The organism is Pedobacter sp. N36a (assembly GCF_014472395.1).
Taxonomy (GTDB): Bacteria; Bacteroidota; Bacteroidia; order Sphingobacteriales; family Sphingobacteriaceae; genus Pedobacter.
On the sequence record NZ_JACSZW010000011.1, the window covers coordinates 19,904 to 41,921 of the forward strand.

The following is a 22,018-nucleotide window of genomic DNA, read 5'->3' on the forward strand; positions in this document are numbered from 1 at the left end:
ATTCTGCCTGCTGATTAATGCGGCAGTTTATCCTTTAACAATCCATAAAGGTAAGTTCCGAGTAAAGCGCCAAAAATGACAATTGCCATCGTTAAATAACCGTAACCAAGGTTTACAAACATTGGCCCCGGACAAGCACCGGTTAGCGCCCATCCCAAACCGAAAATTGTACCTCCAATGATGTATTTCTTATACTGTTTATCTTTTTCAGGGAATACAATCGGCTGGTTTTCTGAATCCTTCAAATGAAACTTCTTGATCAGGAAAACGGCAATGACACCGAGTACTACTGCCGTTCCGATGATTCCATACATATGAAAAGATTGAAAACGAAACATTTCCTGAATTCGGAACCAGGAAACTGCTTCAGATTTACTCATGATGATGCCGAAAAGAATGCCGGCAAGTATATATTTTAATGATTTCATGTGGTTTCTTTGATAATTTGTAATCGTTATTTTTGGGAGTTTTCTCTTAAATTGACCTTACTGATTCTTCCTTAAATCAGGATAGGTAAGATCAGCCAGGTCATCAGCAAGCCGCCGACAAAAAAGCCAATTACTGCAAACAGAGAAGGCAGCTGCAGATTCGATAAACCCGAAATTGCATGTCCGGAAGTACAGCCACCTGCATATCTGGAACCAAAACCAACCAATATTCCTCCAGAAATAAGTAATAACCAGGCTTTTACAGATCCTAATGCCTCCAAAGAAAACAGCTCGTCTGGATTTAGCCCTCCATTAAATTGAATTCCCATCTTCTGAAGATCCTTTATCGTAGCCGCTGACAAGTCCAGGGCATCCGGATTAGATAGGAATTCTTTAGAAATCCAGCCTCCGATAATAGAGCCTAATAAAAATAGCAAATTCCAACGTTGAGTTTTCCAGTCAAAATCAAAGAACTTCAGTTTTTTACCTGCACCGGCTATACTGCAGATCGTCCTTAAATTGGAAGAAAAGCCAAAGGATTTACCCCAAAAATTGAGTAATAGCATAATTACCACAATCATAAAACCCGAAAAATACCAGGGCCAGGGTTGTCTTATAAATTCTATCATTGTATTATTATTTATTGTTAAATATTTAATCTCATCTGAATCTTTTCAAATGCAGGAAGTAATACTCCTTAATAAAAAAGCTCTTTAGTCAATATGTAGATACCCATCAACAAAACAAACCATCCGAAACCAATTTTCAGCTTCCTGCTATCTACCTTCTTGCTCCAATTACCTCCTATAAAAATCCCGAAAATGGCGATCAGCGTAATCTTTAATAAAAACACCCAATCGATTTGAAAATGACCAAAATCCCCGGAAAAACCGATTAAAGAATTGAGCGCGATAATGAAAAGAGAGGTACCAATAGCTTCTTTCATGGGTAATCCCAATAAAACCACTAATGTAGGAATCAGTAAAAAGCCACCCCCAGCACCAAGTAAACCTGTTGTTAAGCCAATTCCAACACCAAAAACCAACAACTTAAACAGGTTTGGATTTTTCACAGCCACAGATTCTGCTGTTTTATCCTTGCCGCTTCTGATCATAGCAATTGCGGCAATCACCATCAATACTGCAAAAAGTCCCATCATCAACATCCTTTCGGTCAATTGAAAATGATCAAAAGAAGCAATATGGTGCGGGATCACAGGAATTAAGAATTTCCTCGTGAGCCATACGGTAGTCACGGAACTCAGTCCAAATAGTAACGCTGTTTTTACCTGAACCTGGCCATTTCTATAATTCTGCCAGGCACCTACCAAACTAGTGCTTCCTACGATAAACAAGGAATATGAAGTGGCCAACAAAGGCGAAACGCCAAATAAATACACCAATACGGGAACCGTCAAAATCGACCCACCGCCACCTACTAATCCCAATGAAATACCGATCAGCGCAGAGGCCAGGTATGCAACAACTTCCATATTTAATTCCTTTAGGACAAAGCTATAGATTCTGCGCCTGACTTAGGGTGACAAAAGTCACCCAGTTTTATTTTATGAGTTCGATATAGTTCCTGCACAAATTAATTTCGCCCTTTTGTTCCATTTTCTTGAGTAGTCTAGAGATCACTTCTCTCGAAGAATTCAGATCGGAAGCGATCTCCTGATGAGTCAGATAAAGCTGATTACTTTGGAATTGCTGCTGTTATTTTCCAGGTAAAACCCTAACCTTTCTTCAAGCCCTTTAAAAACAATGCTATCGATCACCTCCAGCAGCTCTTCAAATCTGGAGCGGTAAGTTTCCATTACAACATAATACCAGGTTGGAAACTTCTTCATTAAATCATCCATTAAGGCAATAGGAACCATTAAAATAGTGCTGTCTTCAATGGCTTTCCCCATAATTCCGCGGGATTCTTGTTTTGCAGCGCAAATCATCGACGGTGCACAAGCACCTCCCAATGTCTGCTCAATTTACGGCCTTCCTTCAAACCCTTTTGGGCCTAACTTCATTGAGTATCCGTTTAATCCGCATTGCGATTGCCATCGTCCTGATTTGGATTGGCGGTTTAAAAGTTTACAATTATGAAGCCGAAGGTATCGTTCCTTTGGTGGAAAATTCAGCACTCATGTCTTTCTTTTATGCAGATCCAACCGGATATAAACCCTATATGCAAAAAGAAGGAGAAGCAAATCCCGAAAAAATCGCCTGGGATACCGACCAGAAAAGCGAGCCAGGGGAAAGATCTGATTCCATTGATATAAACTGGTCTTGCATGACCATCTACGGCGTTTACATAGTTTAAATCTTGAACCATCAGCATTCCGACAATGGCCATGACAATCCCCAAAACGACGAGCATTATACTTGTTCTTTTCATAAGAAAAATAGGATTAAATATCAACAGCATAATCATTGTTTTGATGGCCCCTATATTCATCATGAACCTGCTTCATACTACAAATCAAACGATTGCGTTGCTTTTTTATCACAGCAATGATAAATAACACCTAATTTTAATATTAAAATCAACACAACCCTTTTTATGAAAAAATACTTTGTCCCATTTATTTTGATTTTTCTCGCCGGGGCTGCATCGGCACAGGAATTGAAGTATACCAATGGAAAGGATGCCTGGAATCCAGACTCCCTTGGCAACCACCGCGTGGTGCTCCAGGTCACCAGCAATGGAACCGTTGCAAAGGCAGTCATTCCATGGCGCAGAAGGGATCTGCAACCAGAACTGAAAGAAATCTGGGTAGTAGATGCAAAAACCAATCAAATGGTAAAACAATTGAAGATTGGGGAAATCAATAGGGAACAAGGCACCATTTATTTTGAACCGAGTTCTGGAATTGGCACTTACTATGTCTATTACCAACCCTACAAAGTAGATGGCCGTTCTAATTACCCGAATGCCATTTACCTGCAGAGAAAAACCAGCAGTAATCCTTCCTGGCCATCGGCAGCAGCAAACCTGGCTACTGTAAGAGTTCAGGAAATTGAATCGGTCAATGCCATGAACAGCAATTACCCGATGGAAGTGATCGCTACCGCGAAGGAAACCAAAGACCTCATCAAAGCACATCCCCAGCAAGCTTATTTTGTATTTCCGGAAGACCGCCTAAATCCGATAAAAATGACCACTGATCTGCCGCAGCGCTGGATCTTAAAAGGCTGGAGAACTCAGTTTTCTGGCAGCGCAGCAAAGGGAGAAAACTATGCATTTCAACTGGGCATTTATCCAGTGAAACAAGACTTAAAAAACGTACAGCTAAAATTTACCGACCTAAAAAGCAAGACTGGAATGCGCTTGCCCGCCAGCATCCTTTCCTGCCTGAATACTGATGGCAAGAATTGGAATATGCAGCCCCTGCATAAAACAGTAGACGTAGCACAGGCTCAGGTGCAAGCCCTTTGGATATTGGCTAATTTACCAAAAAAAACCGTTCCAGGAACTTATACTGGCACTGTCACCGTAACTGCCAATGGCGTTCCGGCTACACCAATCCAGCTGAACTTAACGGTTCACAACAAAACTTTAACCTATGGTGGCATCAACGAACCCTGGAAGCAAACCCGCTTAACCTGGTTAAATTCTACCCTTGCACAGAAAAACGACGTCATTGCCCCTTATATCCCATTGCTGGTCAAAGAGCAGAGTATTTCATTGCTGGGCAGAAAAGTAGCCTTAAACAAGGATGGTTTTCCGGCGCAAATCCAGACCTTCTTTACACCGGAAATGACGGAGTTTTCTAAAACTGGTAAGGAGATTCTAACGGAACCGATTCATTTTCATGTAAAAAACAGCAAAGACAAAGATTTCGTATGGAAAAACGGTCCACTAACCTTTACCGAACAGCAGCCGGGAACGGTAAAATGGATCACCACAAACACTTCCGACAGCCTGAAAATGGAGGTAGGAGGCACGATAGAATTTGATGGTTTTCTTTCCTATACCGTCAAATTGATCGCTATGCAGGACCTGAAACTAAACGATGTCCGCCTGCACATTCCTTTTACTCCAGAGGCTTCAAAATACATGATGGGTCTTGGCTTAAAAGGCGGAAACAGGCCGGATTCCCTAAAATGGAAATGGGATGTAACCCACAAAAATCAGGATGGAGCATGGATCGGGGACGTCAATGCAGGCTTGCAATACACCTTAAAAGACAACCATTACGTCCGCCCGCTGAACACCAATTTCTATTTACAAAAACCATTGCTGCTCCCTACTTCCTGGGGAAATGAAGGTAAAGGAGGCATCCAGGTGTTTAAAAAAGGAAAAACGATTTTAGCCGATAACTACAGCGGTGAGCAAATTATGAAAAAGGGGGATACTCTATATTACAACTTTAACTTGCTCATCACCCCTTTCCACCCGATAAATACTGATTTTCAATGGAGCAACCGCTTTTATCATAAGTATGACAACCTGGATTCGATCAAAGCCACCGGTGCCAATCTGATCAATATCCACCATGCTACACCGATCAACCCTTATATCAACTACCCTTTTATCGCGCATAAAGAGATGAAATCATACATCAATCAAGCGCATTTGAAGGGTCTAAAAGTAAAAATCTACAATACCGTTCGTGAGCTGTCCAACAGTGCTTATGAAACCTTTCCTTTAAGAAGTCTGGGCCATGAAATCTATTCCCCTGGAAATGGCGGAGGCTATTCCTGGTTGCAGGAACACTTGGGTAAAGATTATATCGCCGCCTGGTATGTACCGGAGATCAAGGATGCAGCGGTGGTCAACAGTGGCATGAGCAGGTGGCACAACTATTATGTGGAAGGTATGAACTGGCTGGTACAAAATGTAGGAATCGACGGGATTTATCTGGATGATGTTGCTTTTGACCGTACTACCATGAAAAGAATAAAAAGAGTGCTGACAAAAGACGGGCATCCGGGGATAATTGATTTACACTCCGCAAACCAGTACAATAAAAGCGATGGTTTTAACAATAGTGCCAATTTATACATGGAACATTTCCCCTACCTGAACAGGTTATGGTTTGGTGAATATTTCTATTACGACAAAAACAGTCCTGATTTCTTCCTGACTGAAGTATCTGGTATTCCTTTCGGCCTGATGGGCGAAATGTTACAGGATGGCGGAAATGCATGGCGAGGAATGCTGTATGGCATGACCAACAGGATGCCATGGAGTGATGGCGCAGACCCGCGTCCGATCTGGAATGCATGGGATAACTTTGGTATGCAGGGCAGTAAAATGATCGGTTACTGGGTGGAAAACAATCCGGTGAAGAGCAATAACGCCAATGTACCGGTTACCATTTATAAGAAAGATAAAACTGCATTGGTGTCCTTGGCCAGCTGGGCACCTACAGATGTCAGCATTCGCCTAACGATTGATTGGAAAGCGCTGGATATCGATCCCGCGAAGGCCAGCATTACCGCAACGGAGATTAAAAATTTCCAGTCTGCTGCAAGCTTTACCGCAGATCAGGAGATTCCTGTTACCGCAGGTAAAGGCTGGATGTTGGTGATCAAAGAAAAGTAACCAACTCCATTTTACACAAAAATAAAAGCCAAAAAAAATCCCCGCTCCTTTTTCAAGGGCGGGGATTTTTTATATTGTAATAGCTGACTAGTTGAAGATATATCTGATACCAAACTGTGCAGCCCAGCGAGAGCCAACTTGGTCAACAGTGTATCCATTACCAGTAACTGGTTCTCTGAAAGTATAACCACTTCCAGTGTAGCTAATCAATGAGTTAGCCTGGTTGCTTAGGAAATAACCTCTGCCCCAATCTTTCTTGATTAAGTTACCTACGTTGAATACATCAACGGAAAGCTGAATTTTATTTGAAGAACCTTTAACCAATGCACCTAAATCCTGCATTAATCTTAAGTCAAACTGGTGCTGCCATGGCATACGTGCACCGTTACGCTCTGCATATTGACCTCTTCTTGTTTTCAAATAAGGATCTTTATCAATGTAAGCATTTAAGCTATTCCACTGTTCAGCAGCTGTGATAATAGGGGTTGAACCAGAAGCAGGAAGATCTACTAACTTGATTTCAGATGCATTTCTTGGTACATAAATTAAATCGTTACCATTTGAACCATCACCGTTTAAGTCACCGTTGTACAAGTAAGTAAATGGATTTCCAGATCTTCCAGCATAGAATACAGCGATAGAAGTACCGAATAAACCTTGCTTACCATATCTTACACCGTAATTTAAGCTACCAACGATTCTGTGTTTAGTATCAAAAGTCGAATAAGCCAATGGCGTATTGTTAGGATCAGTAACGATTTGGTTGAACTGCCAGTTAGATACAGCTGTTGAGCTGGTACCGCTGTTTACGTCTTTTGCTTCACCATAAGTATAGGCGATGGAAGCACCGAAACCGCTATCAAATTGTTTTTGCAATTGAGCAGTGAAGCTGTATGCAGAACCTTTGTTGCTATTTTGAAGTAAAATTGCATTAGTTACTTTAGAATTTACTTTACCACCATAAGTTGGTCTAGTATCCTGACCACCTGTCAATCCAGCATTTAATACTCCAGTTACACCTTTAATGTTAAGATCAGAGTAAGTAATGTTGTTTAATGTTTTGCTGTAGATTGCCTCTAAAGTTGCAGAGATACCTGCAAATAATTTAAAGTCAGCAGCAAAGTTAGATCTGAATACCTGTGGTAATCTGAAAGACTCATCAATTAAGTTTAACTGGTAGTTACCTGGAGTTCCTACAGTAGACTGCAAGTTTGGATCCGGTTGGAAACCACCTGGGATTTGTGCATTTGAAGTTAATCTAACCTCTCCTGTTAGCAAACCTGAATTTGTAAATTGGTTAGACAACCATACAAATGGGACACGACCAGTAAAGATACCAGCACCACCACGTAATTGAAGGCTTCTATCACCAAACACATCATAGTTAAAACCAACTCTTGGCGCAACTAGAGGTGTGCTTTTTGGTGTTCTGTCTGTTCTGTAACCGAATGAAGCTTCAGCAGCAGGATTGTAACCTGGTTTGTCGAAGAACAATGGAACATCTACACGTAAACCAGCGGTTAATCTCAACTCAGGAGTTACCTGAATATCATCCTGTGCATAGAAACCCAATTGAGCAGCCCCAAATTTAGCTTCTGGATTCTGACCATTGATAGGGAAAATCACCTCTACACGAGAAGGTTTATTCGCTTCAAAATCAGCTAAGTTGTTGAACTGCCAGTAACCATATCTGTTGTTTACAAATAGGTTTCTGAATTTGTAGAACTCATTGTGTGTACCAATAGTGAAGGTATGGTTACCTGCAAAGATTTTAAAGTTATCTGTGATCTCGAAGATGTCCTGATCTAACTCATTTGCTGTACTGCTTCTTTCTGAACCGAAAGCAACAATATTAGTTGAAGCATTAAAGTTACGGATTTCCACCTGAGGGAATAAAGAACCTGAAACAGATCTTGCATCTCTCACTCTTGAATAACCTAATAATAGGTTATTTGATAAAGTTTCAGAGATCTGGCTTCTCAATTCTAAAACGGAGATATTTTGATTACTGTTGTTTCTTCCGCCGTTGTTACCAAATTTGAAACTTGTTCCGGAACGGGAAAGTACATCATCATAAGCTTTAATGTAGTTATGACGAACCATCAATTGGTTTTTAGCATTGATGTTCCAGTCTAATCTTGCAAAAACTTTATCGTTTTGAGTTTCTGCATCCTGCTCACCATAAGAACCTACATCGTATTTGTATTTATCTAATACGTAAGCAGCTAATTTTTGTGCTTGCTCTACAGATAATACTGCACTTGGATCACCTGCATTATTTACAGTAGGTTGTTTTTTTCTACCTAGTTCACCATTCACGAAGAAAAATAATTTATCCTTCACGATTGGACCACCGATTCTGAAACCATACTGGTAATCAGAGAATTTACTTGATTTCAAACCGTTTGGCTGTTTACCTACAGTCGCCTGGTTTCTTCCGAAGAAGTAAGCAGAACCTTCTACTTTGTTTGTTCCTGAACGTGTAATTGCGTTTACACCTGCACCAGTAAAGTTACCGTAAGTGATGTCGTAAGGCGCTAATACTACTTGAATCTCCTGGATCGCATCCAAAGAGATTGGCTGTGTGTTTGCACCTCCACCTGGAGTGATTGAACCACTTGAAGCTGCGAATACATCGTTATTAACCGCACCATCAATAGTGATACTGTTGTAACGTTGGTTGGCACCACCAAATGAGTTACCATTTGCCTGAGGTGTTAAACGGTAAAAATCAGATAAAGATCTGCTCAAAGTTGGCAGGCTCTCTAATTGTTCCTTACTAATGCTTGTAGAAGCACCGTTTTTCTTGTTGTTAAATACAGCACTTTTTGTGCCTACTACCTGAACTTGATCTAAAGTTACACCTTCATCTCTCAACTGTACGTTTAAAATGAAAGGCTCACCTAATTTAAGTACGATTCCATCGTATTCTTGTGGCTGATAACCAACAAATGTTACGACAACTTTATAACTACCACCAACACGCATATTTGCGATGTTAAAACGGCCTTCAGTATTCGTTGAAACTGAATAGGTTGTTCCGGTGGCCACCTGTGTTGCTTTAACACTGGCACCAGGCAAAGGCCCTTTAGCGTCGCGAACGCTACCCGTCATTGATGAGGTAGTCACCTGAGCCTCTACTGCAGAAAACGTTCCCGCAAAGACTAAGATCATAACCACGAATTTAAATAGTAATGATTTCTTCATACTTTTTCTAATTAATGTTTGTTTTTTTATGATACTGCAATACAATATAACGGCACAAAGGTAAAAATTAAATCATCCACGATCATGGTTCCAATGTTAAATTATTATTAAATATCACAATAATTTTCAACATTTAACACCTTCTTTAACATATCTAACGTACAGTTTGTCAGTAATTTGTTAAATTTCAAAATAAACACAATATCAGCGTTTGTAGGGCACTATTTAAATTAAACCACTGAAAAGCAGGGTACAAAAATCTAACAGGTGGTATTAATGAACAATTTTTTTAATTTTGGCAATTACTTAAGTTAAAAATTCCTTTATATAAGATATGAACTACGATGTAATTGTAATTGGCAGCGGTCCTGGTGGATATGTAGCTGCAATAAGAGCTTCTCAGTTAGGTTTAAAAACTGCGGTAGTAGAACGCGAATCTTTAGGCGGAATCTGCCTCAACTGGGGATGTATCCCAACCAAAGCCTTATTAAAAAGTGCACAGGTTTTTGAATATATCAATCATGCTGCTGAATATGGTATTAAAACTGCGGAGGCTGAGGCCGATTTCGCAGCGGTAATCAAACGTAGCCGTGGCGTTGCTGATGGCATGAGCAAGGGTGTTCAATTCTTGATGAAAAAGAACAAAATTGACGTGATCATGGGTACTGGTAAAGCTAAACCTGGAAACAAGGTAGAAGTGAAAGCAGCTGATGGTACAGTAAAAGACTATACTGCAACTAGTATCATCCTGGCTACCGGTGGTAGATCTAGAGAATTGCCTAACCTGAAACAAGATGGTAAAAAGATCATCGGTTACAGACAGGCGATGGTATTGCCTGAGCAGCCTAAATCTATGGTAGTAGTTGGATCTGGTGCGATCGGTGTTGAATTTGCTTACTTCTATGCTACTTTAGGTACTAAAGTAACCGTAGTAGAATTCATGGACAACATTGTTCCGGTTGAAGACGAAGACGTTTCTAAACAATTGCTGCGCAGTTTCAAAAAAGCAGGCATCGAAGTGATGACTTCTTCTAGTGTAGAATCTGTTGATACGAGCGGTACTGGATGTAAAGTTCAGGTAAAGACAGCTTCAGGTATGCAAACTTTAGAATGTGATATCGTTCTTTCTGCTGCTGGAGTCGTTGCAAACATCGAAAATATTGGTTTAGAAGAAACTGGCATTAAAACTGAAAAAGGTAAAGTGATCGTAGACGAATTCTACAGCACTAACGTAAAAGGTTACTATGCAATTGGTGATATTGTTCCTGGTCAGGCACTAGCTCACGTAGCTTCTGCAGAAGGAATCATCTGTGTAGAGAAAATTGCTGGTCAGAAACCAGAGCCTTTAGATTACAATAACATCCCTGGATGTACTTATTGCAGTCCTGAAATTGCTTCTGTTGGCTATACGGAGAAAGCAGCAAGAGCTGCCGGATATGAATTGAAAATTGGTAAATTCCCATTCTCAGCTTCAGGTAAAGCAAGTGCAGCCGGCGCAAAAGATGGTTTTATTAAAATGATCTATGATGCAAAATACGGTGAATTACTAGGTGCACACATGATTGGTGCCAATGTAACCGAACTGATCGCTGAAATCGTAGTTGCCCGTAAACTGGAAACCACTGGACATGAAATGTTAAAAGCGGTTCACCCTCACCCAACCATGAGTGAAGCCATTATGGAAGCTACAGCTGATGCTTACGGTGAAGTGATTCACTTATAATTTATAAAATCGCCTTTTCTTAAGATAGGCTGATTGTTTTAAAAAACCTGTTGAGCTTTTCAACAGGTTTTTTTTTACTTTTATCTTTTTCAATTACTAATTCAAGCTGCACATGAAATTACATACGATCGATACCGGTTTATTTAAATTAGATGGCGGTGCCATGTTTGGGGTAGTGCCAAAATCTATTTGGCAGAAAACTACGCCTGCCGATGCCAATAATATGTGTACCTGGGCTATGCGCTGTCTGCTAATTGAAGACGGAAACCGATTAATTTTAGTCGACAATGGGATTGGTGATAAACAGGATGAGAAGTTTATGGGCCATTATTACCTGCATGGTGAAGACACGCTTGACAAATCACTCGCTGCCAAAGGATTTTCCAGAGCAGACATTACTGATGTTTTCCTAACCCACCTCCATTTTGACCATTGCGGGGGTTCCATTATTCGCCAGGGCGATAAACTCAGACCAGCCTTTAACAATGCGTTTTATTGGAGCAATGCGAAACATTGGGATTGGGCAGTAAATCCAAACGATAGAGAAAAAGCCTCTTTCTTAAAAGAAAACATCCTCCCTATCCAGGAAAGCGGACAATTGCGTTTTATTGCTGATGAAGAAGGTGTTCAATTTCATGACGGCATCAATATTCGGTTTGCTTATGGCCATACCGATGCCATGATGCTGCCGCAGATTCAATATAAAGGGCATACTATTGTATATATGGCAGATTTACTGCCTTCCGTAGGACACATTCCTTTGCCTTATGTGATGGCTTATGATATGTTTCCTTTGAAAACCCTGACTGAAAAAAAATCATTCCTACAAGAAGCCGCTGAAAAACAATATGTCTTATTCCTAGAACATGATGCAGTAAATGAATGCTGCACGCTTCAGCAAACGGAAAAAGGCATCAGACTGGATCGTACATTCGACCTCGCGAGTCTATAGTTTCATAAAACATCAATCAAGCCCAATGGGCAATTTTTATAAGCACCTTGATCAAGGTGCTTTTTTTGATTCCTGCAGCTCCTGTTTATTCAAAGGGTAATACGCCCATCTAACTCCTACTTAAATCGGATTCCCATCTCATTTTCCTTTCCTCCCGACCGGCTATTCTATTACAGTTCTTTTGATCCAGCAAAAGAAAAGCAAAACAACAGCAAAACAGATAGCGAACAGATCCCTTAATTAGGAAATCTTATAGAAATGAGTCATTCTAAATACCATTATTTATTTCTTAAACAATAAACACAGTCCTGCCAAAACTGAACCCATTTCAGCGCTAAATACTGATAATGAAGAGAATGATCGACATCAAAATATTGTTTTGATATCCATTTTTTTATATATTGAAATAAAAATTTCAACCTGGATACAAAAAACCAATTAAACGATTATGGGAAAATTCGAGATCAAAACAAGGAAAAACGGCGAATTTCAATTCGATTTGAAAGCAGGCAATGGCCAGGTCATCCTCACTAGTGAAGGCTATACTGCAAAAGCGAATTGTCATAACGGCATTGAATCCGTTAAGAAAAACGCTAAAGATGACAGTAAATTTGAAAGAAAGACTTCCAGTAATGGCAAACCATATTTCAATTTAAAGGCAACCAACGGACAGGTAATTGGTACCAGCGAAATGTATGAATCGGAGGCCAGCAGAGAAAATGGTATTGAATCCGTTAAAAAGAATGCACCAGATGCGGAGGTTGTGGACCTCAGCTAAGCTTGATAAAACTCAGCATAAAGAAAAAGTAAAGCCTGTTCCTTTTCATTTAAAGCGGACAGCCTTTACTTTTTTATCTCTTCCACATTTGATTCTTCGTACTGGTAGGCCAGCAAATCCCCAGGCTGACAATCCAATACCCGGCAGATGGCATCCAGTGCTTCGAGCCGAATTGCTTTTGCTTTTCCTGTTTTCAAAATAGATAAGTTTGACATCGTAATCCCTACCTGCTGCGTTAAGCTAGTCAACGACATTTTTCGTTTGGCCAGCATCACATCTAAATTCACTACTATTGCCATATTTATTTCCTTAATTATCCCTGACACCATCAATTGACACTATTGTCCCAAAAACAGGACCATTAAAAGCGGAAAAAGAAAGGCTTAATCTGCCAATAATTCTTAATTTTTCGACTTTCTTCCCTGCTATAACAGTTTTTTACATTATTTCTCAATTCTTTTTGCTTTTTGTCAACTGACAGTTTCGCTGTGTTTTCCGAAATTAATATTCCGCAATAAACATTTTTGCATTCTGACTCAGGCTAGACAATCTACAATAAGGTACAAACTTAACTGATTTGTTATTGTTTATCAAAACTTATTTATTGAATAACAATAAATATAGCCATATTCATAATACCGCCATAAAATACTGACAAAAGTATTTTGGAATAATTATTGCTACTTAAAATCCGTAGAAATAGCAGTTGTAAACTGTAACATTTTCAGGAATTTATGTTTTCAAATTGCCTTTAAATTCTTACTTTTGCAAGTTCAAACACATAACGAGTACCAAAGCATATAAATGAGACAACTCAAAATCACGCAATCCATTACCAACCGCGAAAGTCAATCTTTAGACAAATACCTTCACGAAATTGGTAAAGTAGATTTAATCACCGCCGAAGAAGAAGTAATATTAGCAAGAAAAATACGCGAGGGAGATCAGGCCGCATTAGAGCGTTTAACCAAGACGAATTTGCGTTTTGTGGTTTCAGTAGCGAAGCAATATCAAAATCAAGGTTTAACACTAGGAGATTTAATCAACGAAGGTAACCTGGGTTTAATTAAGGCTGCAAAGCGTTTTGACGAGACTAAGGGTTTCAAATTTATCTCTTATGCTGTTTGGTGGATTCGTCAATCTATATTGCAAGCTATTGCTGAACAAAGTCGTATTGTACGTTTGCCATTAAACCAGGTGGGTTCATTGAGCAAAATCAGCAAGGCTTTCTCTAAATTAGAGCAGGAATTTGAACGTGAGCCTTCTCCGGAAGAATTGGCAGATATCTTAGAAACTACGGTTGATAAAATTTCTGATACTTTAAGTAACTCTGGCCGTCACGTATCAATGGATGCACCATTTGTTCAGGGAGAAGAAAATACATTGCTAGATGTCTTGGAAAATCATGAACCAAATACGGATAGCAGTTTGATCAATGAATCTCTTTCTGAGGAAATCAAACGTTCTCTTTCAACTTTAACTGAGCGTGAACGCGAGATTATCGTACTTTTCTTCGGATTGAGCACAAACCATCCCCTATCTTTAGAAGAGATTGGTGAAAAGTTTAACCTGACCCGTGAGCGTGTACGTCAGATTAAAGACAAAGCGTTACAGCGTTTACGTCATACTTCAAGAAGTAAAATCTTAAAATCATATTTGGGCTAGTCTATTAGTTCCATTTAACACCTTGTGTGATAAATTTATAAAGTAAAAAGGTTGGGTATCTCGCTCAATCTTTTTTACTTTTGTGGCATTCTAACCAAAAATATTGCCACATGCTAAAGAAGTACCAATCCGAATTCCAAAGTTGGATTGAAAAAGAGAAAAAAGCCATTGAGCTGATTAATGTCGTAGGCCAGCTCTGGTTCGACAGATCTATCGAACTTGTATTGTTCCGCAAACCTTTATTTGATGTTGGCAGCAGCGAAATCCTTTCGCACCACCAATATGCGAAACAAATCAGTGGAAAAGACATCAGTATTTATGAAACCCTGGAACTGGCTTTGACCATTTCAAAATGTAACCTTGCCCCTTCCCGTATTGACATTGGCCGATTAGCTTCAGAATGGCTGGACGATAATGACCACTACCCTACTATTCATGATTTTGTGGTGAGTAAACTCAGTAAACATATAGGCAAGGACAAAAGAAACCTAGTTCCTAAAGATGTAGTGCTATATGGTTTTGGGCGTATTGGCAGAATTGCCGCACGTGAGTTGATCTTACAGGCAGGTAAAGGCGAGCAATTGCGATTAAGAGCCATTGTAACCCGCAGTTACAGCGATGAAGAACTGATCAAAAGAGCAGAGCTATTACGCACAGATTCTGTTCATGGTCCTTTCAATGGTACCATCACAGAAGATTTTGAAAATAAAGCACTGATTATTAATGGTCAGACGATCTATTTTATTGTTGCCAAAGAACCAGAAGAGGTCGATTATACCCTATATGATATTCATGATGCCTTACTGATTGACAATACTGGCGTTTTCCGTGACCGTGAAGGTCTGGGCAGACATCTCAATGCCAATGGAATCAGCAAAGTATTGCTAACGGCGCCAGCAAAAGGAGATATTCTAAATGTAGTAGCTGGAATTAATGATGCAGGCATAGATTATGAATCAGAAACGATTTTATCCAATGCTTCTTGTACCACCAATGCTATAGTTCCTGTTTTAAAGTTGATTGATGATGCTTTTGGCATTGAAAAAGGACATATTGAAACTGTTCACTCTTATACGAACGACCAGAATCTACTAGACAATTACCATAAAAAATATAGAAGAGGCAGAGCTGCAGCTTTAAACCTGGTGATCACAGAAACCGGCGCAGATAAAGCGGTGGCAAAAGTGATCCCTCATTTGGGTGGCAAACTGACCGGAAACGCAGTACGTGTTCCTACTCCAAATGTTTCATTGGCCATCCTAAATTTGTCATTGAACACCGTCACTTCCAAAGAAGAAGTGTCAGAAATACTCAGACAGGCTTCCTTATTCGGAGATTTATCAGAGCAAATTGAATACTCTATCTCCAATGAATTGGTGAGTACAGATTTGATAGGTAACAGTCACGCTTCCATTATTGACGGTCCGGCTACGATTATGGCCAAAGACAATAAATCGGTGGTATTGTACGCCTGGTATGACAACGAATATGGTTACACCAGACAAGTGATTCGCCTGGCTAAGAAATTGGCAGGAGTAGTGAGGTTAACTTATTATTAAGACTTCAAAAGAATATCCAATAAAAAAGGGCTTTGTTTAAAAACAAGGCCCTTTTTTTTAAAACTGCGGCAAATGAGGTTTCGTCTGCATGATGTCCTCAATATCTGTCATCACCTTTTCAGTAAGTAATGGCAATACTTCTAAAGTGGTCAGATTTTCTTTTAATTGTGCGGTTTTGGAAGCACCTAAAATTACCGTACTCACATTTGGATTTTTTAAACACCAGGCCAGTGATAATTTTGCCAAAGGAATATTCAATTGATCTGCAAGTCCCTGAAGTTTTTCTGCTTTTTTCAGTTTCTCTTCATTTAAGACTGCATCTTTAAGCCATTCCATTCCTTTCAGCTCTAATCGGGTATCTTTAGTCACTCCTGACGTATACTTACCTGACAATAATCCAGAAGCCAATGGCGACCAGATTGTGGTTCCAAGCCCATAATCTTTAAACAGCAATAAATATTCATTTTCCATTTTATTGCGTTCCAATAAATTGTACTGCGGCTGCTTCATCGTAGGACCAATTAAATTGTATTGTTTTGCTACACGAATGGCTTCCATAATTTCTGAGGCACTCCATTCTGAAGTTCCCCAATAAAGGATTTTCCCCTGCTGCAATAAAGTATTCATTGCCCAAACCGTTTCTTCAATTGGCGTATTCTTATCCGGTCTGTGGCAAAAATAAAGGTCCAGGTAATCTACCTGCAATCTTTTTAATGCGCCATGACAAGCCTCAATTACGTGCTTGCGGGACAATCCCATCCGGTTCGGCCCTTTGTTCTCTGTTCCAAAAAACACTTTACTAGAGACCACAAAAGATTCCCTCTCCCATTTTCGGGCCTTAAGAATCTTTCCCATTACCAGCTCAGATTTCCCTTCCGCATATCCTTCTGCATTGTCAAAAAAGTTGACTCCGGCATCATAAGCAATCCCCATCAGTTCGTCAGCAGTCTGATCACTGATTTGCTGACCAAAAGTAAGCCAGCTGCCCAATGAAAGCGCACTCACCTGTAATCCCGATTTTCCTAAACGTCTGTATTCCATCTAATTTATACTTTTAATGAATTGATATATCTTTTTTATTTGTCTTTATTCGTCCTTTTTAAAGGTATTAGAAAAACAGCATTCCCATTATTAAGTTTTCTTTTTTGGGGCCCAGGGGCTTTTCCGATAATATTTTTACCTTTATATAACACAAGCTCCTCACAGAATGAGAATTTATCTGCTAATCCCTCTAATTGCCTTATTGGGTTGTACTGCACAAAAGAATCCTTCGCTGGCACAAACCAAGAAATCAACCAATAAAACGGAACAACAATTATTAAAGGATGTAGAGACCTTATCTTCTGATCGTTTTGAGGGGCGTAAGACAGGCACTAAGGGCGCTGAAATGGCCCGGGCATATATCAAACAGCGATTTGAGGAAATCGGCTTAGCGCCGCTCCCACACCTTGGCAATTATGAGCAGGCTTTTACTTTTAAGGATAGGGCCGGTCAGGAAATTACAGGTAAGAATATGCTGGCTTATGTACCAGGACGAAACACAGAAGTAATCGTTATTTCAGCGCATTACGATCATGTAGGAATCATCAAAGACCAAATTTATAATGGAGCAGACGACAATGCTTCCGGTGTAGCCGCTTTATTGACGTTTGCCACTTACTTTAAAAAGCATCAACCCAATTACAGTATGGTCTTTGCCGCTTTTGATGCCGAAGAAATGGGATTAAAAGGTTCGAAGGCTTTTGTAGAGCTGGCCACTATTCCTTTAGAAAATATCAGGATGAATGTGAATATGGACATGATCAGTCACAATGACAAAAACGAACTGTATGCTTGCGGTACATTTAAATACCCACAATTAAAAAAGTATTTCATTACCACTAAGCCCATTATTAAAGTAATCATGGGCCATGATGATCCAAAAACAGGAAATGATGACTGGACCAATCAAAGTGATCAGGGTTCATTTAATGCGAAGAACATTCCTTTCCTGTATTTTGGAGTGGAGGACCATAAAGATTATCACCAGGCCTCAGATAAGTATCAGAATATCAACAAAAAGTTCTTTACCAATGCTGCTGCCTCCATCTTGGAAATCATTAACAACATTGATAAAGAACGTGATCTGCAGTCTATTTTCAGACAAAAACTGCAGATGAAAAAACAATAGGATTTAGAATTCTATCGCTAAAAGGCTGTTTAAAGGAATATGAATTCCATTTTTCAATTGTAAGTATTTTTCTGTTACCTGCCATACTGTAGTCGAAACTGTCTTAGGTCCTTCTTTTGTATTAAAGGAAATGTCTGCCTTTGATTTAAATTCATTTCCCAGGCGTTGTGCAGAATTCAACTTATCTCTTAATTCTTCGGTATGGTTCTGGTCAGCAGGTATGATCTGGCTGATGTCTATTGATTCTTTCTCGATTAATTCCCCAATCATAATACTCTGGCTAAATTGTAATAAATATGCGTTTCTTAATTTAAAATCGCAATTAAAAGCCATAGATCAAAGTCATTTTGACATCCTATTGTAAATAGGATTTTACAATGATCAAAAAACGCTGATTAACAAGCTTTTATTTTTTCAGGCGATAACGAGTTTCCACCATACCGGCAGCCCTCATGTTGCTGTTTGAAAAGTTTGTATTCATCAGTTTAACCGAACTTTGAGCAGCAACGGCAACACCATTTGAGGCAATTCGACTGGCCAAAGCTGATGGAGCCACTGGAGCAAGAATAGAAAGTGCTTTGTTTAAATAGCTCTCTTTGGGATCACCAAAATCATGCGTAGCATCATCAAAAAGATCAGATGCACCGGTATCTGCAAAGTCAGGCTTCATTCCTGCATAATAACCACCTTCTCCATTTTTATTTTTACTTTCAAAACTTGGCAGGTACACCGAATAATGTTTATCCAGGGTAATTGGAAAAAAGCCGACTGGCTTGCCATAAGTGGTAGTACCCACCAACTTTACACTCTGCATATAAGGTTTAATGCTATTGATCAGCAATTCACTTGCAGAAGCAGTATTACCAGAAACTAGAAACACAATATTTTTCAGTCCATTTAAAGGGCCTTTTTTTGAAAACGAATATACATTTCCCGCATCAGACCATTCCACATCATTCAGTGTATACATCTTACCAGAACTGCTGTATTGAATGTTACCCTTAGCATCTGTTAAAGGCTGATTCTTCAGTATACTGGCTTTTCCACTCTTCATCACACTATTATAAGTTTCAGAAAACATCACTCCATTGGTATTGGCAGGAGCAAGTAGATTCAATAGGTATTCTGCTGTTTCTACAGACCCCCCGCCATTATAGCGTAAATCGATCACTAAATCTGTGACATTATTTGTGGCAAAATTGGCAAAAACAGGATCAATTCGAGTATCAGTTGGGTTTTTACTATCAGGATTTGTCAATACTGAGAAAATAGAATAAGCCAGATAACCTATCTTTTTCCCTCCCTGATCTATTACTTTTGAAGCAAATACCGGACTGCTGGTATATTTTTTAACACTGAGTGCTACATCATTGAAAGTTGTTCCATCCGGTCTGATCCCGGAAAAAGTGGTACTGGTACTGGCACCATTTAGAACCGCATTGATGGTGCTTACCTCTGCATCGAAGTTAGTACCTATAGTACGGCTGCCAATTTTGGTAATCTGGGTTCCTCTTGTAATTTTTGCGAGATCAGCAGGTGAGTTCGGGTAAACAGCCTTTACATAAAGTTTATAATCATTGTCAACACCATAACCTTGAAAATTTAAAAAGCCCATGTCAAATCCAATGTCCGACAGGTCTACACTAGATGATCTATCCGGTGCAGTACTTTGGCTGCCATTTGAGGTATCTTCGTCCCTAATAAATGCATATTTTGGGGAAGAAGAACCGGCAACAGTTTCAAATCCGGAAAATTTGGTAATATTAAACAGCTCATTATTGAAATTGGCCAGGTCAGTACCCAATTTCGTGTAAGTTCTAGGATCAAAAACATCATAAGTAGGCAGTTGATCATTCCAGTAATAAATCTGCTGGGCATATAAAAACAGGGAATCATTAGTCAGTGCTCTTCGGTCTGAGGTAGGAGTCTGTTTCGTATTCCCGCCGGTAGGCTGAGATTGCTCCGTGCCTGAAGTTTCCGGGATAACCTTGCTTTTTTTGCAGGCATTGAAGAGCACAGGAAGAAGTGCTAATGCGATTAAAATATACTTTCCGGAGCTTAATCTTTTTATCATCCTTGTTCCCATTTTCTATTACAAATCTATAATAAAAAAACATCATTACCTGATGATGATCAGCAATTTAACAAGTGTTTTATTTCAAACAGCTTCATTGTTTTTACCACAAAAAAGCTGTTTAAGAATAAACAAAGTTATTTCAGCACCTCTTCAATGCCTAAAAATTCAATTTCTGCATTAAATGCACATTCCTGATCCGCTGGTTTAGTACCAATCAAAACCATTTGCTCTGGTTTTAAATCATGGCGATCCCGGATCATTTCTATCCCTTTTGTACTAGGTTTTGGTTCAGATTCTTCAGAAAAATAAACGATCAGATTCTTCTCCAACCCATTCCATTCTACTTGTCTGATTTTATTTAGTTGCATTAGGGAATCACCATCTACAAATAAAAACACTTGTTTGCCATGGGCAACAATTTCCTGTAGTAATGACAACGTTTTATTATAAATCAGCAGCTTCAATGGAAGTTTTGCATTTTGCATCACCAGATCATAATTTACTTTATACTTCTCTGGAATTTTGAATTCCTCAGCAGTTCTCTCGAATAGACCTTCTGGTCCGGAAGCAAGGTATTGATCGTGCATATATTTAACAATATCACTAGCATTTAATTGTTCCCCATATTCAATAAATTGTGCGAACAGGTAGTAAACCTGCAATAAATAATCCTTTTCAGGATAAATGACATTGTCCAGTTCAAAAATGAATGCTTGTTTGTTTTTTAGTAATTCTTCTAGCCTCATGGGATAAAATGATTAGGAATTGATGGTAAATAAAACTGGCTGCAGTCCTTCCGGGCTGTCAATGGTGTAGAATACGCCATTCAATTTTTCCCTAATGCCCAATTCCTTTTGTGCTTCGTTCGCATTTTCAGGGAAAAGCAATACCTCCTTCTGGTACAATGCCCAATCTCCGCGTTGTTTTTCAGTACTGAGGTATTTAGGTAAATCTGCAGGCTGTGGCAATAATACCTCAATCCCAAATTCTTCAAACAAAACCATAGATTTGGCCACTGCTTCAATTTCAAAATCATGAATTGGCAATAGCATTTCTACATTTTCGTCCAGACAGTTGTTGAGTAAAGTATGCGCAGTAGTATCGTCATTTCTGGTCCCTAAGGAGTGCATTTGATAAGCTGCAGAAGCAAACGCAGGCATATCTCCGTAATCGGCAAGTAATATATGTTGGCTGGCAAAAGCTTTCAGCAGCTTTAATGCTGAGGCAGATTTACCTCCTGTAATTAGTATTTTCAAAATATTATATGATTAATCCGTCTTTCATGGTGACTACCCTATCGCTAATTTCTGCCAGTCCTTCGTTGTGGGTTACGATTACAAAGGTCTGTTTAAAATTATCTCGGAGGGTGATAAAAAATTCGTGTAAGGCATTGGCATTGGCGGAGTCCAGATTTCCCGAAGGTTCATCGGCCAGGATAATCGCAGGATGGTTTACAAGTGCCCTCGCTACGGCAATCCGCTGCTGCTCACCACCCGACAATTCATTAGGTTTATGCGCCGCCCGATCTTTCAATCCCAGCAGGTCCAAAAGCTCCAATGCACGGCGCTCCGCATCTCTTTTACTAGTTTTGGCGATAAAAGCAGGGATACAGATATTCTCTAAAGCACTAAACTCAGGCAACAGGTGATGAAACTGAAAAACAAAGCCTATATTTTTGTTACGAAATACACTCAGCAGCTCCCCGGAAAGTTGATTTACCTTAGCGCCATTTAATTCTACAGTTCCTTGATCTGGTTTGTCTAAAGTCCCTAATATATGCAGCAGGGTACTTTTACCCGCACCTGAGGCACCGATAATGCTGACAATTTCTCCCTTTTCCACCTCAAAATCTACCCCTTTCAGGATGGGTAAATTTCCATAAGCTTTCTTTATACCTGTTGCTTTTAGCATAAAT

At 39.5% G+C, this 22,018-nt stretch carries 21 protein-coding genes; 8 read left to right on the forward strand and 13 right to left on the reverse strand.

Annotation, left to right across the window (positions count from 1 at the left end):
• Positions 1–14: 14 nt before the first annotated feature.
• The 5 genes from H9X96_RS18940 to H9X96_RS18960 form a co-directional block, all read right to left on the reverse strand.
• Positions 15–428 carry a DUF6691 family protein gene (locus H9X96_RS18940; protein ID WP_187667788.1) on the reverse strand — a complete coding sequence of 138 codons (414 nt, stop codon included), beginning with the start codon at positions 426–428 and terminating at the stop codon, positions 15–17.
• 71 nt (positions 429–499) lie between these two features.
• A complete protein-coding gene (locus H9X96_RS18945; RefSeq protein WP_187667789.1) occupies positions 500–1,057 on the reverse strand; it encodes a YeeE/YedE family protein in 558 nt (185 codons plus the stop codon).
• 68 nt (positions 1,058–1,125) lie between these two features.
• Positions 1,126–1,920, reverse strand: a complete 795-nt coding sequence (locus tag H9X96_RS18950; RefSeq protein ID WP_187667790.1) for a sulfite exporter TauE/SafE family protein — start codon at positions 1,918–1,920, stop codon at positions 1,126–1,128.
• A 67-nt stretch (positions 1,921–1,987) separates the two neighbouring features.
• On the reverse strand, positions 1,988–2,113 hold the full coding sequence (locus H9X96_RS23140) for a helix-turn-helix domain-containing protein (protein WP_187667908.1): 126 nt from the start codon (positions 2,111–2,113) through the stop codon (positions 1,988–1,990).
• Positions 2,110–2,340, reverse strand: a complete 231-nt coding sequence (locus tag H9X96_RS18960; RefSeq protein ID WP_187667791.1) for a hypothetical protein — start codon at positions 2,338–2,340, stop codon at positions 2,110–2,112. Before H9X96_RS18960 ends, H9X96_RS23140 begins: the two co-directional genes overlap by 4 nt.
• A 59-nt stretch (positions 2,341–2,399) precedes the next feature.
• On the opposite strand from H9X96_RS18960, the gene H9X96_RS18965 reads away from it, so the two are divergent.
• On the forward strand, positions 2,400–2,744 hold the full coding sequence (locus tag H9X96_RS18965) for a DUF417 family protein (RefSeq protein WP_187667792.1): 345 nt from the start codon (positions 2,400–2,402) through the stop codon (positions 2,742–2,744).
• 240 nt (positions 2,745–2,984) lie between these two features.
• Entirely contained in the window at positions 2,985–5,972 is a 2,988-nt protein-coding gene (locus tag H9X96_RS18970; RefSeq protein ID WP_187667793.1) for a glycoside hydrolase domain-containing protein, read from the forward strand.
• A gap of 87 nt (positions 5,973–6,059) precedes the next feature.
• Here the strand turns inward: H9X96_RS18970 and H9X96_RS18975 are convergent, their stop codons facing one another.
• Positions 6,060–9,179: a TonB-dependent receptor gene (locus H9X96_RS18975; protein WP_187667794.1), complete on the reverse strand. Its 3,120-nt coding sequence runs from the start codon at positions 9,177–9,179 to the stop codon at positions 6,060–6,062.
• Positions 9,180–9,513: 334 nt separating this feature from the next.
• On the opposite strand from H9X96_RS18975, the gene lpdA reads away from it, so the two are divergent.
• The 3 genes from lpdA to H9X96_RS18990 all read left to right on the forward strand — a co-directional run bounded on the left by lpdA (position 9,514) and on the right by H9X96_RS18990 (position 12,632).
• Positions 9,514–10,902, forward strand: coding sequence for a dihydrolipoyl dehydrogenase (gene lpdA, locus H9X96_RS18980; RefSeq protein ID WP_187667795.1), 1,389 nt, complete (start codon positions 9,514–9,516; stop codon positions 10,900–10,902).
• Between the two features lie 112 nt (positions 10,903–11,014).
• Positions 11,015–11,854: an MBL fold metallo-hydrolase gene (locus H9X96_RS18985; RefSeq protein WP_187667796.1), complete on the forward strand. Its 840-nt coding sequence runs from the start codon at positions 11,015–11,017 to the stop codon at positions 11,852–11,854.
• Positions 11,855–12,302: 448 nt separating this feature from the next.
• The gene (locus tag H9X96_RS18990) at positions 12,303–12,632 is read left to right on the forward strand and encodes a YegP family protein (protein ID WP_062547393.1); all 330 of its coding nucleotides are present in this window, start codon (positions 12,303–12,305) and stop codon (positions 12,630–12,632) included.
• A gap of 65 nt (positions 12,633–12,697) precedes the next feature.
• Here the strand turns inward: H9X96_RS18990 and H9X96_RS18995 are convergent, their stop codons facing one another.
• Complete coding sequence (locus tag H9X96_RS18995) at positions 12,698–12,931, reverse strand: helix-turn-helix transcriptional regulator (protein WP_187667797.1); 234 nt, start codon at positions 12,929–12,931, stop codon at positions 12,698–12,700.
• Between the two features lie 505 nt (positions 12,932–13,436).
• On the opposite strand from H9X96_RS18995, the gene H9X96_RS19000 reads away from it, so the two are divergent.
• Together H9X96_RS19000 and H9X96_RS19005 are read left to right on the forward strand one after the other, a co-directional pair.
• The gene (locus H9X96_RS19000) at positions 13,437–14,297 is read left to right on the forward strand and encodes an RNA polymerase sigma factor RpoD/SigA (protein WP_062547391.1); all 861 of its coding nucleotides are present in this window, start codon (positions 13,437–13,439) and stop codon (positions 14,295–14,297) included.
• A gap of 110 nt (positions 14,298–14,407) precedes the next feature.
• The gene (locus tag H9X96_RS19005) at positions 14,408–15,856 is read left to right on the forward strand and encodes a glyceraldehyde-3-phosphate dehydrogenase (RefSeq protein ID WP_187667798.1); all 1,449 of its coding nucleotides are present in this window, start codon (positions 14,408–14,410) and stop codon (positions 15,854–15,856) included.
• Positions 15,857–15,913: 57 nt separating this feature from the next.
• On the opposite strand, the gene H9X96_RS19010 is transcribed toward H9X96_RS19005, so the two are convergent.
• On the reverse strand, positions 15,914–16,897 hold the full coding sequence (locus tag H9X96_RS19010) for an aldo/keto reductase (RefSeq protein ID WP_187667799.1): 984 nt from the start codon (positions 16,895–16,897) through the stop codon (positions 15,914–15,916).
• Between the two features lie 166 nt (positions 16,898–17,063).
• Here H9X96_RS19010 and H9X96_RS19015 point away from each other — a divergent pair, with 166 nt between their 5' ends.
• Positions 17,064–18,026: a M28 family peptidase gene (locus H9X96_RS19015; RefSeq protein WP_187667800.1), complete on the forward strand. Its 963-nt coding sequence runs from the start codon at positions 17,064–17,066 to the stop codon at positions 18,024–18,026.
• Positions 18,027–18,029: 3 nt separating this feature from the next.
• Here the strand turns inward: H9X96_RS19015 and H9X96_RS19020 are convergent, their stop codons facing one another.
• The 5 genes from H9X96_RS19020 to H9X96_RS19040 all read right to left on the reverse strand — a co-directional run bounded on the left by H9X96_RS19020 (position 18,030) and on the right by H9X96_RS19040 (position 22,014).
• Entirely contained in the window at positions 18,030–18,296 is a 267-nt protein-coding gene (locus H9X96_RS19020) for a hypothetical protein (protein ID WP_187667801.1), read from the reverse strand.
• 136 nt (positions 18,297–18,432) lie between these two features.
• Positions 18,433–20,100 carry a S41 family peptidase gene (locus H9X96_RS19025; protein WP_187667802.1) on the reverse strand — a complete coding sequence of 556 codons (1,668 nt, stop codon included), beginning with the start codon at positions 20,098–20,100 and terminating at the stop codon, positions 18,433–18,435.
• Between the two features lie 137 nt (positions 20,101–20,237).
• Positions 20,238–20,849: an HAD hydrolase-like protein gene (locus H9X96_RS19030; RefSeq protein WP_187667803.1), complete on the reverse strand. Its 612-nt coding sequence runs from the start codon at positions 20,847–20,849 to the stop codon at positions 20,238–20,240.
• Positions 20,850–20,861: 12 nt separating this feature from the next.
• On the reverse strand, positions 20,862–21,359 hold the full coding sequence (locus H9X96_RS19035; protein WP_187667804.1) for a hypothetical protein: 498 nt from the start codon (positions 21,357–21,359) through the stop codon (positions 20,862–20,864).
• Positions 21,360–21,363: 4 nt separating this feature from the next.
• Entirely contained in the window at positions 21,364–22,014 is a 651-nt protein-coding gene (locus H9X96_RS19040; RefSeq protein WP_187667805.1) for an ABC transporter ATP-binding protein, read from the reverse strand.
• Positions 22,015–22,018: the final 4 nt, after the last annotated feature.